Annotated in this window: 15 protein-coding genes; 1 reads left to right on the top strand and 14 read right to left on the bottom strand. The window is 62.1% G+C overall.

What is annotated here, in order from left to right; translation table 11 throughout:
• Nucleotides 1-14: 14 nt before the first annotated feature.
• The 14 genes from GT495_RS02230 to rpsP form a co-directional block, all read right to left on the bottom strand.
• On the bottom strand, nucleotides 15-950 hold the full coding sequence (locus GT495_RS02230; protein ID WP_370457565.1) for a DNA-processing protein DprA: 936 nt from the start codon (nucleotides 948-950) through the stop codon (nucleotides 15-17).
• Nucleotides 947-2,470, bottom strand: coding sequence for a YifB family Mg chelatase-like AAA ATPase (locus GT495_RS02225; protein WP_161161335.1), 1,524 nt, complete (start codon nucleotides 2,468-2,470; stop codon nucleotides 947-949). The genes GT495_RS02230 and GT495_RS02225 overlap by 4 nt, the downstream gene beginning before the upstream one ends.
• Nucleotides 2,470-2,955, bottom strand: a complete 486-nt coding sequence (locus GT495_RS02220; protein ID WP_161161334.1) for a YraN family protein — start codon at nucleotides 2,953-2,955, stop codon at nucleotides 2,470-2,472. The genes GT495_RS02225 and GT495_RS02220 overlap by 1 nt, the downstream gene beginning before the upstream one ends.
• 189 nt (nucleotides 2,956-3,144) lie before the next feature.
• Nucleotides 3,145-3,933 (bottom strand): ribonuclease HII, encoded by a 789-nt coding sequence (locus GT495_RS02215; RefSeq protein WP_161161333.1) that lies wholly within the window; start codon nucleotides 3,931-3,933, stop codon nucleotides 3,145-3,147.
• A 93-nt stretch (nucleotides 3,934-4,026) separates the two neighbouring features.
• Nucleotides 4,027-4,368 (bottom strand): 50S ribosomal protein L19, encoded by a 342-nt coding sequence (gene rplS / locus GT495_RS02210; RefSeq protein WP_117583231.1) that lies wholly within the window; start codon nucleotides 4,366-4,368, stop codon nucleotides 4,027-4,029.
• Nucleotides 4,369-4,578: 210 nt separating this feature from the next.
• Nucleotides 4,579-7,329 carry a pyruvate, phosphate dikinase gene (ppdK, locus tag GT495_RS02205; RefSeq protein WP_161161332.1) on the bottom strand — a complete coding sequence of 917 codons (2,751 nt, stop codon included), beginning with the start codon at nucleotides 7,327-7,329 and terminating at the stop codon, nucleotides 4,579-4,581.
• A 373-nt stretch (nucleotides 7,330-7,702) separates the two neighbouring features.
• On the bottom strand, nucleotides 7,703-8,578 hold the full coding sequence (locus GT495_RS02200; RefSeq protein ID WP_161161331.1) for a pyruvate, water dikinase regulatory protein: 876 nt from the start codon (nucleotides 8,576-8,578) through the stop codon (nucleotides 7,703-7,705).
• 34 nt (nucleotides 8,579-8,612) lie between these two features.
• Nucleotides 8,613-10,709: a glycine--tRNA ligase subunit beta gene (gene glyS, locus GT495_RS02195; RefSeq protein WP_161161330.1), complete on the bottom strand. Its 2,097-nt coding sequence runs from the start codon at nucleotides 10,707-10,709 to the stop codon at nucleotides 8,613-8,615.
• Nucleotides 10,710-10,712: 3 nt separating this feature from the next.
• Entirely contained in the window at nucleotides 10,713-11,624 is a 912-nt protein-coding gene (locus tag GT495_RS02190; protein ID WP_006236091.1) for a glycine--tRNA ligase subunit alpha, read from the bottom strand.
• A gap of 59 nt (nucleotides 11,625-11,683) precedes the next feature.
• Complete coding sequence (gene lepB / locus GT495_RS02185; protein WP_161161329.1) at nucleotides 11,684-12,247, bottom strand: signal peptidase I; 564 nt, start codon at nucleotides 12,245-12,247, stop codon at nucleotides 11,684-11,686.
• Nucleotides 12,248-12,249: 2 nt separating this feature from the next.
• Nucleotides 12,250-13,008, bottom strand: a complete 759-nt coding sequence (trmD, locus tag GT495_RS02180) for a tRNA (guanosine(37)-N1)-methyltransferase TrmD (RefSeq protein WP_161161328.1) — start codon at nucleotides 13,006-13,008, stop codon at nucleotides 12,250-12,252.
• A 10-nt stretch (nucleotides 13,009-13,018) separates the two neighbouring features.
• Nucleotides 13,019-13,510, bottom strand: a complete 492-nt coding sequence (gene rimM / locus GT495_RS02175; RefSeq protein WP_370457568.1) for a ribosome maturation factor RimM — start codon at nucleotides 13,508-13,510, stop codon at nucleotides 13,019-13,021.
• Nucleotides 13,511-13,544: 34 nt separating this feature from the next.
• Nucleotides 13,545-13,790, bottom strand: a complete 246-nt coding sequence (locus GT495_RS02170; protein ID WP_171021534.1) for a KH domain-containing protein — start codon at nucleotides 13,788-13,790, stop codon at nucleotides 13,545-13,547.
• Between the two features lie 42 nt (nucleotides 13,791-13,832).
• The gene (rpsP, locus tag GT495_RS02165) at nucleotides 13,833-14,174 is read right to left on the bottom strand and encodes a 30S ribosomal protein S16 (protein ID WP_022094749.1); all 342 of its coding nucleotides are present in this window, start codon (nucleotides 14,172-14,174) and stop codon (nucleotides 13,833-13,835) included.
• A 201-nt stretch (nucleotides 14,175-14,375) separates the two neighbouring features.
• Between rpsP and dinB the strand changes: the two genes are divergently transcribed.
• Complete coding sequence (gene dinB / locus GT495_RS02160) at nucleotides 14,376-15,632, top strand: DNA polymerase IV (RefSeq protein ID WP_161161326.1); 1,257 nt, start codon at nucleotides 14,376-14,378, stop codon at nucleotides 15,630-15,632.
• The last annotated feature ends 62 nt before the right edge of the window (nucleotides 15,633-15,694 follow it).

Genomic DNA, 15,694 nt, shown 5'->3' with positions numbered 1-15,694 from the left:
CTGCAAACACCTTTCTAATTGACACGCTTTCCATTGTGACCGAAGGGCGTCTGGGCGTGAAGCGCAAACTTTGAGGGCGCATACCTTCCATCCATCATGCGCTCGATAAGGCCCTCGAGCTCGAGCGAGCCCAAGAGCTTGAGCACGCCGACAGCATCAAGCGAGACGAGCTCGGCAATGTCGTCGACCTTGAGCGGCGAGGCGATAAGCGCGTGCATCACGGTCTGCTGCGTGGGGTCCAAATCGGCGATGCCGGGTGCATCGGGACGCGAGTAGCGCAGCGTGCCGTAGATGCGCGAGATGGCCATCTCGATTGATTCCTCGTCGATGATGCAGCAGGCTCCGTTAGCGATGAGATAGTTGGTCCCGCGCGACTCGGGCGAAAGGATGGAGCCCGGCACTGCAAGGAGCTCTCGTCCCAAGTCCATAGCGGCCTCCGCCGTGGAGAACGTACCCGAGGGCATGCCCGCCTCGGAAACAAAGAGCGCCTGCGACAAGGCGGCGATCACGCGATTGCGCCGCGGAAAGGCGAACTTACGCGGCCCCATACCCCACGGCGAAATCGAAACAACCGCGCCGCCCGTATCGAGTGTGCGCGTGATGAGGCCGGCGCTCGAGCGCGGATAGACAACATCGGCGCCGGTCCCCAACACCACGACGTGCTTGCCCCCGGCGTTGACCGCGGCCCAACCCGACGCCTGGTCGCAGCCGACCGCACCGCCCGAGACCACCGTCACCCCCGCCTCGACCGCCACCTTGGCCGCAAGTTCTGCCACGGCGAGACCGTACGGCGATGCCTTGCGCGCGCCGATGATGGAGAGCGCGGGCGTCGAAAGCACCTCGGCGTTGCCGCGCACATAGAGCGTCTGGGGTACATCAGAGAGCTCCAAAACGGTCTCGGGATACAACGCATCACCTGGATGCAGCTCGAAGGTCCCCTCGGCCATCATTGGTCCCTCCTTCCCTGGTACATCGCCGCCTCGAGCACGTGATCCTGCATCACCCGTTCGCTTTCGGCAACATCGGCGATCGTGCGCGCGATGCGTACCAGGCGCACGATGCCGCGACCCGTGAGATGCGTGCGCTTCGACAGGCCGAGCACGCATTTCTCGGCGGCCTCATCAAGCCCAAAGGTCGAGACGACGCCGTCAATGGACCGCGACTCATCTTCCTCGGCCTCGCCGTCCGCATCGTCCATACGGGATTCACGCCAGGCGCGAAAGGCGCGCCCACGCACGACGTAATCGCGCAGCTCGGCCGATGACATACCCTCCGCGCCCTCAATGATCACCTGAGGATCGGGGCGGGTCACGTCGATCATCATGTCGATACGATCAGCCAAAGGACCGCGCAACTTGCCCCGATAGCGCTCGACCATCGACGCGGAACAGCGACACGGCACTTCGCGATCGCCCAAAAACCCGCAGGGGCAGGGGTTGCTCGCGGCTAGCAGCTGAAAGCGCGACGGGAACGTAAAGGCCCCGTCAACACGAACGATCCTTACGTAACCGCGCTCGATGGGCTGACGCAGCGTCTGCAGCACGCCGGTGGGAAACTCGGCGAGCTCGTCCAAAAAGAGCACGCCGCCATGAGCCAGGCTAATTTCGCCCGGATGCACCGGACGCCCGCCGCCGATGAGCCCCGCGGTCGAAATGCTGTGATGCGGGCTGCGGAAGGGCCGATGCCCTGCAAGCAGTCCATCGATGTTCTCGCCCAAGACCGAATGAATGCACAGCGCCTCTTGCTGGTCCTCGAGAGAAAGCTCGGGCAAAATGCCCGTCATGCGCCGCGCAAGCATGGTCTTGCCCGAACCGGGCGAGCCGATCATGAGCAGGCCGAGCTCGCCGGCGGCCGCAAGCGCCATGCCGCGTTTGGCGACCTCCTGCCCCAGCACGTCGGCATAATCGAGCTCGGGCTCAAAGGCCGCCTCAAGCACTTCAGAATCCAGGTAATGCCGTGCGGCATCGCCCATGCCATGGGCAAGCTGAGAGAGGTGGTCGATAAACCCGCAGTCAACGCCCGCAAGCGGGACATGCTGATCAGACCTGCCGGCGATAAAGGAAAGCCCCATATCGCGTGCCAACAGCTGAAACGCCACCTCGCCCTTGACGGGCAGCACCGTGCCGTCCAGACCAAGCTCACCTGCGATAAGGCAGCGATCGAGGTTGTCACGGGGAATCTGCCCATCGGCCGCCAGAACCGCGATGGCAATCGGCAGGTCAAAACCGCTGCCAGTTTTACGGATATCGCCGGGTGCCAGGTTGACGGTAATGCCAGACCGAGGGATCTCGAAGCCGGCCGAGCGCATGGCGCATCGGATACGCCCGCGCGACTCCATCACCTCCATACTCGGAATGCCGAGCATCTGGATACCCGGAACGCCACCGGCAAGCGAGACCTCGACGGTGACGGGAATTGCCTCGACGCCGCGGATGCAGGCCGCGTGTACGGCAAACGTCTCGAACGCCATCACGACACCTGCCAATCGAACGCATTGTACTGGTGCTCGATCTCGGCGATATGCCCGCCGCGGATGGTGACGCCCACGGCGTCGAAGCGAATCAACCTGAGCGGATAGTGATCCATGAGATAGCAACTTGCGATACGGCGATACCGACGCTGCTTTTGGGCGTCCACGGCCTCCTCGGGAAAGACCCGCGTGGTGCAATCCAGGGCGACGCGTCTCGTCTTGACCTCGGCCATCACCACGACATCATCGAGCTCATCGAGCAGCACCAGATCGGCTTCGCCCTCAATGCAACGGTAACCCTGCTCCAACAAGGTGTATCCACGCTCGTTAAAGTAATCGATGGCGATCAGCTCGCCCAGCATGCCGAGCTCGCGGGGACTGAGCCCCTTGATAAACTCGGGCGTCATCGCCCCGCAGTCGAGCTCGCCGTCTTCCCAGCGCTCCTTGAGTTGCTGCGTCTTGCTCTTTTTGCTTGCGGCACACATGGGGTCTCCTTTCCCGCACGCTGCATTGCCCCGATGATGAGGGCACCTTTCATGCGGGTAAGTACCGGAAACAAACCAAAAACTGACCAAATGCCGACAAAAAACGGGCCGCACGCAACAATCACGTTGCACACGGCCCGCTACCAGCAGGTTTAAAAAACGCCAGAGGTCCCTGTCTCCACAATTGACCTAGAAAAGGCGCTCAGTCTGCAGAAAGTTTCCGCAAAAGCTCACACGATGCAGCGGACAAAGTCCATGTTTGCGAATCGCCTCGATGTGCTCGGGGCTTGCGTAGCCCTTCGACTCGGCCAAATGATACTCGGGGTACTCGGCGTCGTACTCGGCCATCATCTCGTCACGCGTGACCTTGGCCATGATGGACGCCGCGGCGATGCAGGCGATTTTGGCATCGCCCTTCACCACGTCGCGCTCGTTGGGAACGGCGCCCAAGGGGTTACCGTCCATAAGCACGCAATCGGGCTCGAGCCCCGTATCGGCCACGGCGCCCGCGACGGCAGCGCGGATGGCGCGGGCCATACCCATATCATCGATATCCGCAGGCGCGATATGGCAAAAACCAATCGCCGTCGCGACCTCGGCAATCTTCACCGAGAGCAGCTCGCGGCGCGCCGGCGTGAGCTTTTTGGAATCGTTGATGCCCCAGACGCGCGGCTCCATGGGAAGGCACACGGCGCACACCGTCAAAGGACCGGCCACCGAACCGCGGCCCACCTCGTCGACACCCACGACCACGCCATCCCCGCCGAGCTCGTGCATCAGCTCGTACATACCGTTGACGCGCTCGCGCTCGGCAAGTTCCTTGGCATGGCGCTTAAGAGCACGCTCGCAAGCCTTGATCACTTGCTGGCGCGGATCCTCACGATAATGCTCCACGAGGGCGGGGATCTCCTCAAACGTGGCGCTCGCCAGCTCGCCGGCAACCTGCGATGCCGAAACCGAGCTCGTCATGTTGGCCATATCGGGGCCTCCTTGCATGCAAATCAGATAAAAAGAAGGGCCACCCGAAGGTGACCCTTTTGTCCAAACGAGTGGACAGACGCTGCGATCTTCTTAGCGCTTCTCGGGGATGCGAGCAGCCTTGCCCACCTTGTCGCGGAGGTAGTACAGCTTGGCGCGACGGACGCGACCATGACGGACGACCTCGAGCTTGGCGATCTTGGGGCTGTGAAGCGGGAAGGTACGCTCAACACCGACACCGAAGGAAATCTTGCGGACGGTGAAGGTCTCACGGGCACCGGCGCCGGCCATGCGGATGACGTCACCCTGGAAAACCTGGATGCGCTCGCGATCGCCTTCCTTAATGCGATAGTGAACCTTGACGTTGTCGGCAACGCGGACCTGCGGGATGTCCTCGCGGATCTGCTGACGCTCGATTGCGCGGATGTAATCCATGTGCAATTCCTTACTCTTCTAGAGGTGCCGTACCACCTTGGCCGGCACGTAGTTGAACAAACGTATTCGAGTATACACGCGCGGGTTTCTGCTGCAAGAACAATTTTTTATGCAGACAAAAAGACAAAACCCGCACATGATAACCGCCCGCCTCACGAATGAGACGGGCGGCATGAGGGGGGCCTACGCTAGGCGTCTAAACCAAAAACGTTACGCGGAGCGTTTCGCCTCAAGCTTGGCCTGAGCGGCCGCAAGACGTGCGAGGGGTACGCGATAGGGCGAGCAGGACACATAGTCCACGTCGGCAACGTTGAACAGGCCCTTGATGGACTTGGGGTCGCCGCCGTGCTCGCCGCACACGCCAAAGTGCATGCCAGGGTTGGTGGCGCGACCCTTCTCGACGGCCATGCGCACGAGCTCCAGCACCGCCGTGTCAATGGTCTCGAAGGGGTTGTCCTTCAAGATCTTCTTATGCATGTACAGCGGGATGAACTTAGCCTCGGCGTCGTCGCGAGAGAAGCCAAAGGTCGTCTGTGTGAGGTCGTTGGTGCCAAAGCAGAAGAAGTCAGCATGCTGGGCGATCTCGTCGGCGACCATGCAGGCGCGCGGCAGCTCGAGCATCGTGCCCACTGGAATGTCGAGCTCGACGCCCTCCTCGGCGGAGACCTCGGCGATCACGCGCTCGATGACCTCGCGAGTCTGAACGTGCTCGGCCGTAATGGAAACGAGCGGGACCATAATCTCGGGACGCGGATCGACGCCTTCCTTGATAAGGCGGGCGGCAGCCGTTGCCACGGCACGGACCTGCATGAGCGGCAGGTCACCGAAGACGACGGACAGGCGCACGCCACGCAGGCCGAGCATCGGGTTGGACTCGACCATGCCGTCGATACGGCGCAGACGGGCACGCAGGGCGGCAAGCTCTTCCTCGCTGGCGCCGGCGGCTTCCTTCTTGGTGATGGCGACCTCGAGCTCGCGAGGATTATCCAGGAACTCATGAAGCGGCGGATCGAGCAGACGAACGACCACATCGCGGCCGGACATGGTCTTGAACATGGACAGGAAGTCCTCAGTCTGGACCTTGAGCAAATCGGCCAGGGCCTGCTGCTTCACGGCCTCGTCGTCGGACAGGATGAAACTCTGGATAATGTTCTTGCGATCGCCCAGGAACATGTGCTCGGTGCGGCACAGGCCGATGCCCCCGGCGCCAAACTCGAGCGCAAGCTCGGCATCCTCGGGGTTGTCGGCGTTGACGCGCACGTGGTTGGCGTGGCCTGCGGTCTCGTCCAGGCGGATCTCGTCGGCCCAGGATAGGATGGTGTCCAGGTCGCCGGTGAGCTCGGCGGAGACCAAATCGACAGCGCCATCAACGACGATGCCTTGGGTTCCGTCGATGGAGATGATGTCGCCCTCGTGCAGCACACGGTCGCTACCCTCGATACGCACGACCTTCTCGGCCGCGTCGATATGGAAACGCTCGACACCGCAGACGCAGGGGGTACCCATGCCACGGGCGATAACGGCGGCATGGCTCGTCTTACCACCGTGGCTCGTCAAGATACCCTCGGCGGCGACCATACCCTTCAGGTCGTCGGGGTTGGTCTCCCAGCGGACCAGAATGACCTTATGGCCCTCGGCAGAATGCGCGACGGCGTCGTCACTCGAGAACACGACCTCGCCCACGGCGGCACCGGGGCTGGCGTTAAGGCCGCGTGCAAGCGCCTCGTACTTCTTGGAGGAGTCGAACTGCGGGTGCAGGAGCTGGTCGAGCTGCGAGGGGTCAATGCGGCTCACGGCCTCCTCACGAGTGCTGAGGCCTTCCTCGACCATCTCGATAGCGATGCGCAGGGCGGCAGTGGCGGTACGCTTTCCCACGCGGGTCTGGAGCATCCAGAGCTTGCCCTGCTCGATGGTGAACTCGATATCGCACATGTCGCGGTAGTGATCCTCAAGCGTCAGGAAGACACGCTCGAGCTCCTCACCTGCGGACTCGAGGCCCGGGGTAGTCTTGAGGTCGGCGATGGACTCGGTGTTGCGGATGCCGGCGACGACGTCCTCGCCCTGGGCGTTGACCAGAAAGTCGCCGTAGAACTCCTTGGTGCCGTCGGCCGGGTTGCGCGTAAAGGCGACGCCGGTCGCCGAGGTCTCGCCCTTATTGCCAAAGGCCATAGCCTGGACGTTGACGGCGGTGCCAAGGTCATCGGAAATGCCGTGCTGTCTGCGGTAGATGCAGGCGCGCTCGTTCATCCAACTGCCAAAGACGGCCTGGATAGCGAGGCGCAGCTGGAGCTCCGGATCGTGTGGGAAGACGGGCTTGCCGTCCGCGACCTCGAGCTCAGGGTACAGGGCGGCCTCGACGTTGTCGGAGAAAATGCCCTTGAACGTCTCGACGAGCTCCTGCAGGTCCTCGGCCGATAGCTCGGAGTCGACGCGAACGCCGGCGACCAGGCGGGCCTGGGTCAGTGCATTCTCAAACAGGTCGGCGTCAACACCCATGACGACGTTGGAGAACATCTGGATAAAGCGACGATAGCTGTCCCAGGCAAAGCGCGGGTTCTGCGTCTGGGCGATAAGGCCCTGGACGGAATCGTCGTTGAGGCCCAGGTTGAGGACCGTGTCCATCATGCCGGGCATGGAAAACGGAGCACCCGAGCGCACCGAGACGAGCAGCGGGTCACGGGCGTCGCCAAGCTTCTTGCCGCAGCGGGCCTCGAGGTCGACCTCGGCGGCAACGATTTCGTCGAGCGCGCCCTCCGGCCACACGTTGCCGGCGCCAGAATACTCAACGCAGGTCTGGCAGGTAATGGTAAAGCCACCGGGAACCGGCAGGCCGATACGGCTCATCTCGGCAAGGTTCGCGCCTTTGCCGCCAAGCACGAAGTTCATGGACTTGTCGCCCTCGGTGACACAAGTGCCCTGGTCATCGGTTCCAAAACGGTAAACCCTCTTGCAATCGCTCACGATACTTCCCCTTCCATGCGCTCTCGCGCACGACCGTGGTAACGAATCGACCCGCCGGATGCGGGCCGTGAGGGAACTATACGGCGGGATTTGAACGGGCTTGAGCAGAGGATACGCGGTTTGGTAAACGTGCTAAAACTTGCGGTAAACGGTAGGTAAAGGTGGTTACCTCATGAAGATACCACTACATTATAATTGCAGGTCAAAACCGATAGAAACTGCTAAATCGCTTTACCATTATCATGTATTATTATCAGGCAGTCTCTTTGGGTAGCTAATTTGGGACGGGGCTATTTTAGCTACCCCACACGAGCGTTCGGCCCCAAGCCGTATCCGGATTATGGGTAGCTAAAATAGCCCCGTCCCAAATTAGCTACTTTTGTTGAGCGCGGCGGGCGGCACGGCGGGCTCTTGCCTCTTGAATCTCTTCGAGGTGAGCGATGATCTCGGAGGCACTCTCCTCAATCGCCTTACCGTCGGTGCGCACCACAAAGCAACCCAGACGTTTCATGAGGGCACGAGCCTCCTCGAGCTCACTACGCACACTCTCGGGCTCGGCATAGGAGCCGGCAACGGCACGGGCATAGTCGTCGCCCAGGCGGCTATCGCGAATCTCGGAAATCACATCGACGGTCGAAATCAGACCGAAAAGACGCATCGGGTCGACCTCGTAAATCGACTTAGGCGGCTCCATACCGTGCGCCAACGGCACGTTGGCGACCTTGTAGCCCTGATAGGCCAAATACATCGACAGCGGCGTCTTGGATGTGCGCGACACGCCCAGCAGCACGATATCGGCACCCGACAGCTCGTCGCAGCCACGCCCGTCATCGTGCTCGACAAAATATTCCATGGCCTCGATGCGGTGGAAATACCTGTCATCGGTCTTATGGATCACACCCGCCACTCCTTTTGGCGACACGCCAATAAGCGACGACAGCACCGCAAGCGTCGGGCCGATCAGGTCGACCGAGCGAATGTGCAGCATGCCCAAGTAGTCGAGCACGCGAGCACGAAGCGCCGAGTCGACGATGGTGTGGAACACGGCGATATCACGATGGTCGGCATCGACTCGCGGGCCCACAAACGACCTGGCCTGCTCCACCGAGGTCACCTTGGACAGACGTAAAACACGAAAAGCCCCTTCATCAAATTGCCCGGACGCCGCAAGCACCACCTCACAAGCGGTATCACCGAGCGAGTCGGAGATAACGATAACGGTGGGACGAGCGGTGACCGGGCAATCCATGCGGGGCTCCTTTTGCGCTTATGCGCAGACTGGCTTACTTTTTGCGGGCAAGCTCACCGATGTTGGCGATGCCGGAGAAAACGGCCTCGAAACGGTTGAGCAGCTTAAGGCGATTATCGCGGAGCTGTTCATCCTTGTCCATGACCATAACCTCGTCAAAGAAACGGTCGATGGGGGCACGCAGGGCGGCCAGAGCGGCAAACGCGGCAGGATAATCCTCGGCGGCGAGAGCGGCATCGACGGCGGTCTGAGCGGCCTCGGAGGCAGCGGCAAGCGCGAGCTCGGCCTCGCCCATCAGGCTGCGGTCGTACTCCACACCCAGCTCGGACTTGGAGATGTGCGCGGCGCGGGCATAGGCAGTAGCCAGGTTGTCGAAGGTCTCGGCATCGTTCTTGCGGGCCTCGTCGAGCGCGGCGCAGCGGGCGAAGAAGACGGACGGAGCGATGATGTGCACCGCGGAGACGGCAGCGACGGTATCGGCCGGAATCTTCTCGTCGCGGGCCATGCTCACCAGACGACCGTGGAAGAAGTCACGGACCTGCTGGGCGACCTCGGTGGCGTCGAACTCAATGCCCTGCTCGCTATAGAGCTCGAGCGCAAAGTCGATGAGCGACGTGGGGTCGATCGGCAGACGGTCGCGCAGGATGTTGATGATGCCGATGGCGGCACGACGCAGCGCGTACGGGTCGGAAGAGCCGGTCGGGGGCTCGCCGATGGCAAAGATGCCGGCAATGGTATCGAGCTTGTCGGCGCAGGCCACGATGCAGCCAGCGGTGCCCTCGGGCAGCTCGTCGCCGGCAAAGCGGGGACGATAGTGATCGCGGATAGCGTGAGCGACCTCTTCGTTCTCCCCCATCGCGATGGCGTAGTAACCGCCCATCACACCCTGCTGGCTCGTGAACTCGACGACGGCGTTGGACACCAGGTCGGCCTTGCACAGGTGAGCGGCGCGGCCGGCATCGGCAGCCAGGTGGGCGCCCAGGTGAGCCTCGCGGGCAATAGCGAGCGCGAGCTGCTCAATGCGCTCAGACTTGGCGAGCACGCTGCCGAGCTTCTCCTGGAAGGCGACCTTGGCCAGACGCTCACGGAACTCATCGAGGGAGATCTTGAGATCCTCCTCGTAGAAGAACTTGGCGTCGTCCAGGCGGGCGCGCACGACGCGCTCGTTGCCGTCGATCACGCGCTCGGCATTCTCAGGCTTGCTGTTGGAAACGACCACGAACTCACGCGTCAGCTTGCCCTCGCCGTCATAAATCGGGAAGTAGCGCTGGTTGGTGAGCATGGACTCGCAGATGATCTCGTGCGGAACCTTGAGGAACTCCTCGTCGAAGGTTCCGACGAGGACCGTCGGCCACTCGCAGAGGTTGATGACCTCCTCAAAGACCTTCTTGGGCGTATCGACGTGGCAGCCAGGACGGGCAGCCTCGACCTCGGCGATACCGGCAAGGATGGCCTCGCGACGGCGCTCGGCGGAGAGCACGCCGGCATCCTCGAGCACCTGCTCGTAGATGTCGGGGCTGGCGACCACATGGTCACCGGGGCCCAGGACGCGATGACCGCGCGTGGTGTTGCCGCTCGTCACGTCGGCAAACGACACGGGCACGACGTCCTCGCCCAGAAGGCAGCAGATCCAGCGAACCGGACGCACGAACGTGGCGTGCTCGTGGCCCCAGCGCTGACTACGGTAGTTGGGCCACTGCAGGCCGGCGATGGTCTTCTCGCACAGGGCCGTCAGGATCGGGGTGGCCGGGGCGGAAGGAATGTTCTTCTCGGCAAAGACGTACTCACGGCCGTCGGTATCCTCGCGACGGGCCAGATCCTCGGCAGCCACACCGCACTTGCGGGCGAAGCCCTGGGCGGCCTTGGTGGCGTTACCGTCGGCGTCGAAGGCGATGTTGGCCGCGGGGCCACGCTTGACCTCGTGAACCTCATCGGTAGCGGTGGCGACGTCGGCAACGAGCGCAGCCAGGCGACGCGGGCTCGAGATCACGCGGACCTCGCCGTGGGCCAGACCGGCCTCGTCGAGACCCCTGGCGATCATGGTGCCAAGCTGCTTGACGGCATTGTTCAACGGTGCAGAGGGCATTTCCTCCGTACCGATCTCAAACAGGAAATCCTTAGCGTCTGCCATGGCTTACGCCACCTCGCCTTCCTGGTCGGCATTCTCGTTGACTCCGGCGACCTCGGCCATATAGGCCTCGCAGCACGCCTTGGCGACGGCGCGAACACGCAGGATGTAGTTGGCGCGCTCGACTGCGGACAGCGCACCGCGGGCATCGAGCAGGTTGAAGGCATGGCTGCACTTCATGACGCAGTCATATGCCGGCAGCGGCAGCTTGCGCTCCAGGCAGGAGTGGCACTCGGCCTCGTAGTCGTCAAACTTCTGACGCATCATCTCGACGTTGGCGACCTCAAAGTTGTAAGCGCTGAACTCGCGCTCGTTCTCCAGGAACACGTCGCCGTAGGTCATGGGCGTGCCGTCGGGCAGATAGCTCCACACCAGGTCGTAGACCGAGTTGACGCCCTGGGCGTACATGGCGATACGCTCCAGGCCATAGGTGATCTCGACGGGCACGGGGTCGACCTCGATGCCGCCCACCTGCTGGAAGTACGTAAACTGCGTGACCTCCATGCCGTTGAGCCAGACCTCCCAGCCAAGACCCCAGGCGCCGAGCGTCGGGCTCTCCCAGTCGTCCTCGACAAAGCGGACGTCATGGTCGTTGGGGTCCAGACCGATAGCGGCAAGAGATCCCAGATAGAGCTCCTGGGCGTTGACCGGCGAAGGCTTGATGAGCACCTGGAACTGATAGTAGTGCTGCATGCGGTTGGGGTTCTCGCCGTAGCGGCCGTCGGCGGGACGGCGGCAGGGCTGTGCATAGCAGGTGCGCCACTCGGCGGGACCGAGCGAGCGCAGCGTGGTCGCGGTATGGAAGGTACCGGCACCGACCTCGGAGTCATAGGGCTGCATAATGACGCAGCCCTGCTCGCCCCAGTACTGCTGGAGGCGCAGGATGATGTCTTGGAAGGAAAGCGATGAAGCGTTCATGCCTCTAATATCCCCTCGTCGAAACGATTACACGGTTAGGTACTGTACTATAGCGGTTTTTAGTCGATAGCGCCGATACGGTTGAGCGGCCAGTAACGCACGAGCGACACGGCGATCAAATCAGAGCGATCAACGGGACCAAAGTAGCGCGAGTCAGCGGAGTTTTCGCGGTTGTCGCCCATCACCCACACGCACCCGTCGGGAACGGTGTAGGGATAGCTTACCTGAGCCCCGGGAGCCTGGACCGAGAGCGGCCAGCTCATACCGGTCGTATAGTCCTCATCGAGCGCCTGGCCGTCGACGACGACCTTGCCGTCCCGCAGGTCGACCGTCTGGCCGGCCGTGGCGATGACGCGCTTTACCAGCACGTCGTGCTCGGACGTAGCATCGGGGTTGTGGAACACCACGATATCGCCCTGTTTGACGGGCCGTCCGAGTTCGAGCGTCACCTTCTGCGCCAGAATCTGATCGCCAATCTCGATCGTGGACTCCATGGAGCCGGTGGGCACCACAAAGGGCTCGACCACAAACGAGCGAATCAAGAAGGTGGCGACCAGTGCAATCGCGACGACCACGATCCACTCAAAGGCGCCCCTCAGGGCAGAATGCTGCGATGGAACCATTCTCACTCCTCGCTCTGCGAATAGGAAGCGTCCAGAATCTCCTGCGCGTATGCGCGCTCCTCGGCCGTAAGGCGAGCCGTCTCGATAAGATCGGGACGCCAACGACAGGTACGCTCGATGGCGTTTTTGCGACGCCAGGCATCGACCTTGGCGTGGTCGCCGCTTACGAGCACTGGAGGCACGCCCTCGCCGTTGAACTCGGCGGGACGGGTGTACTGCGCGTACTCGAGCAGGCCGCCGTCCTCAGCGGTCGAGAAGGACTCGTCCACGTTGCTCATCTCGTCGCCCAAGGCTCCGGGAATGAGCCGTACGACGGCATCGGCCACGACCATAGCGGGCAGCTCGCCGCCCGTGAGCACGTAGTCGCCGATCGACAGGCGCTCGTCGGCATACGCATATGCGCGCTCGTCGACGCCCTCGTAACGGCTGCACACAAACAGCAGGCGCTCGCTTTTGAGCAGGCGCTCGGCCACATGCTGCGTAAAGGGCTCGCCGCAGGGGGTGAAGAACACCACGGTGGGCTTGGGACCCTCGGAGCTGATGGCATCGATTGCCTCAGCAATAGGCTCGACCTTCATGAGCATGCCCTGCCCGCCGCCGTATGGCTCGTCATCGACGGTGCGATGGCGGTCGTGCGTCCAGTCGCGCAGGTTATACGCCTTAAAATCAAAAAGGCCGGCCTTGCGGGCACGGCCCAAAATCGACGTGGACATGACGGGCTCAAACATCTCGGGAAAGACCGAAAGGGTCTCAATCAGCATGCTGTCCTCCCTACTTGTCCATATCAATCAAGCCGTCCATAACGTGGACGGAAATTGTTCCTGTGTCGGGAAGATCGAGCACAACCTGCTCGATCACGGGAATCAGTACCTCGCCGTACCGATCACCCTCGACAACCCAAACATCGTTGGCGGGCGTCGACATAATCTCAACAATCGTGCCGAGCGAGCCAAAACGCTCGTCGAACACCTCGCGACCCATGAGGTCGGTATAGGCTGCGTCGAGCGAATCGAGCTCAAAGTCGTCACGATTGGCCAGCACATAGCATCCGGTGATGCCCTCGGCGGCCGTCAAGTCGTCTATGCCCTCAAACGAGACCAGATCGCCATCGCCCGCATCGGTGACGGACACGACCGTGCAAAAGCGGTCGCGCTTGAGCGCCGGCGGCGTCAGGGCGACGCGCATACCCGGCTCCAATACAGAAGGAAGCCCCCGCAGCGGCTGCGCGAGGACCTCCCCCTTCCTTCCGTGCGGCTTGACCACACGGGCGATGTTTTTGTACTGGGACCTCAAAGTCCTAGCCCAGAACCTCTACCTCGACAGCGGTGTCGAGGCGAGCGGCCAGTGCACGGGCGAGCGTGCGAATGGCCTTGATGGTACGGCCACGACGGCCGATGACCTTAGCGACGTCATCCTCGGCAACCGAAACCTCAATCGTAGAGGCGTCGTCACCATCGATGACCTCGAGGCTCACGGAATCCGGGTCGTCGACGATCTGAACAACGAGATATTCGACGAGATCGGCGATGCGATCTGAGAGCATTGCCTCACCCTCGAGCTGTGCAGCGTCAACCTCAGGCACGATTTACTCCTCGGCGCCCTCAGCGGCCTCAGCGGCAGCCTTAGCGGCCTCGGCCTCTTTGGCGAGCTGCTTCTTGGACTTCTTGACGACGGTCTCGGTCTTCTCACCCTCGTTGGCGGCCTTGACCAGAGCGGCGACGGCGTCGGTGAGCTGAGCGCCCTTGGACTGCCAGTCAGCAATCTTCTCGAGGTCGAGGTTGATGGTCTTGGGGGCGGTCATCGGGTTGTAGCGGCCAACCTCCTCGATGATACGACCGTCACGCGGGGCGCGGGAATCGGCGACGACGACACGGTAGTACGGACGCTTCTTAGCGCCGTGACGAGCAAGGCGAATCTTGACTGCCAAAGGAAACTCCTCCAACCAAGCAGCTTTAGGCTGCAACTACAAACAAACAGTTGAACATAATACGCCATCGACGCGGGCAGGTGAAGTCCGTGAGACCAACTTCTTCGGTGTAGTCGAGGGCAAATCCATATCTTAGACAAGAATTCGCGATTTGCAAGCGCATCCACGCACCCCACATGAGCTGCGCGGTATACTCATGACATGGAAAGACGCGAACATACATACGGTTATGAGGATGCTGCGGGCGTCACGCCGCCGCCCTGGACGGGTCCGGCGGTGGGCCTGATGGACCTCGATGCATTTTTTGCGAGCGTGGAGATGCTCGACCATCCCGAATGGCGCGGAAAGCCACTCATCGTGGGCGGAGACGCCGAGTCACGCGGCGTCGTGTCCACGTGTTCGTATGAGGCACGTCGCTTTGGCGTGCATTCTGCCACGGCTTCGGCCGAGGCGCGGCGCCTGTGCCCGCAGGCCATTTGGACGCGCGGACACTTTGATCGCTACCGTGAGGTGAGCGCGCAGGTCATGGCGATTCTCGCCGACGAGACCCCGCGCGTAGAGCGCGTGTCCATCGACGAGGCCTTTATCGATATCACGCCAGGCCGCTTTGCACCCGAAGACCCGCTGCTGGTTGCGCGGCGTATAAGCGACCGCGTTGCGGCGCTGGGGGTGACGTGCTCCATCGGCGTTGGGTGCAACAAGACCGTGGCCAAAATCGCAAGCGAGCGCGACAAGCCGTTTGGTCTGACCATTGTGCGCCCCGGTACGGAACAGCGGTTTTTGGCCGCGCTGCCCGTGTCCGCCATGAGCGGAATCGGGCGCTCGGCCGAGGAGCGACTGCGTCGCATGCGCATCTATACGCTCGGCGAGCTTTCACGCGCGCCAGAGTCCACCCTAGCTGCAATTTTTGGCGTGAATGGCGAGCGCATGCGTCAACGTGCTTTGGGGCTCGAAGTATCCGAGGTCACCAGCCTAGACGAGGAACGTGAAGTTAAATCGGTGAGCAATGAGCGCACCTTTGCTAAGGATTTGACTGAGCGTGGGGATATCGAGGCGGCGATTGCGCTGCTGGGCGAGTCGGTTGGGCGCCGCCTACGTCGTCAAGGGCTGACGGGCGGAACCGTAACGCTCAAGCTCAAATACTCTTACGGTAGCGGACGCACGGCACAGCGCCGCTTGCCCCACCCCACCGACGACGAGAATATCTTTGTGGCCGTAGCGCTCGAGCTGCTCGACAATATCTGGCAAGAAGGCATGCACGTGCGTCTGGCGGGTATCGGCATGAGCGACTTCAACCACCAAGGCGGTATCCAAACTGACCTGTTCTGCGAGATCGATGACCGCGGGGCCCAATCCAGCGACCGCCGCGACCTCTCCGTCGCCATCGACGCCGTCCGAGACAAATTCGGCGACACCGCCCTATCCTTCGGCCGCCAATCCCGCTTCTCCTCCCAATGATTTTTCTGGGACGGGGATTAAAAAATCATTCTGGCGCTATCGGTGCTTTTGATTATTTTGGG

The organism is Collinsella sp. BIOML-A6 (genome assembly GCF_009875845.1).
Classification (GTDB): domain Bacteria; phylum Actinomycetota; class Coriobacteriia; order Coriobacteriales; family Coriobacteriaceae; genus Collinsella; species Collinsella aerofaciens_H.
Note: the sequence above shows the minus strand (reverse complement) of the source record. Positions and strands in the feature narration are given on the sequence as shown.

What these genes read in the sequence shown, in the direction of transcription:
- GT495_RS02230 (WP_370457565.1), bottom strand. Translation starts at nt 950, where the DNA reads ATGATGGCCGAGGGGACCTTCGAGCTGCATCCAGGTGATGCGTTGTAT.
- GT495_RS02225 (WP_161161335.1), bottom strand. Translation starts at nt 2,470, where the DNA reads ATGGCGTTCGAGACGTTTGCCGTACACGCGGCCTGCATCCGCGGCGTC.
- GT495_RS02220 (WP_161161334.1), bottom strand. Translation starts at nt 2,955, where the DNA reads ATGTGTGCCGCAAGCAAAAAGAGCAAGACGCAGCAACTCAAGGAGCGC.
- GT495_RS02215 (WP_161161333.1), bottom strand. Translation starts at nt 3,933, where the DNA reads ATGGCCAACATGACGAGCTCGGTTTCGGCATCGCAGGTTGCCGGCGAG.
- rplS (WP_117583231.1), bottom strand. Translation starts at nt 4,368, where the DNA reads ATGGATTACATCCGCGCAATCGAGCGTCAGCAGATCCGCGAGGACATC.
- GT495_RS02200 (WP_161161331.1), bottom strand. Translation starts at nt 8,578, where the DNA reads ATGGATTGCCCGGTCACCGCTCGTCCCACCGTTATCGTTATCTCCGAC.
- glyS (WP_161161330.1), bottom strand. Translation starts at nt 10,709, where the DNA reads ATGGCAGACGCTAAGGATTTCCTGTTTGAGATCGGTACGGAGGAAATG.
- GT495_RS02190 (WP_006236091.1), bottom strand. Translation starts at nt 11,624, where the DNA reads ATGAACGCTTCATCGCTTTCCTTCCAAGACATCATCCTGCGCCTCCAG.
- lepB (WP_161161329.1), bottom strand. Translation starts at nt 12,247, where the DNA reads ATGGTTCCATCGCAGCATTCTGCCCTGAGGGGCGCCTTTGAGTGGATC.
- trmD (WP_161161328.1), bottom strand. Translation starts at nt 13,008, where the DNA reads ATGCTGATTGAGACCCTTTCGGTCTTTCCCGAGATGTTTGAGCCCGTC.
- GT495_RS02170 (WP_171021534.1), bottom strand. Translation starts at nt 13,790, where the DNA reads ATGCTCTCAGATCGCATCGCCGATCTCGTCGAATATCTCGTTGTTCAG.
- dinB (WP_161161326.1), top strand. Translation starts at nt 14,376, where the DNA reads ATGGAAAGACGCGAACATACATACGGTTATGAGGATGCTGCGGGCGTC.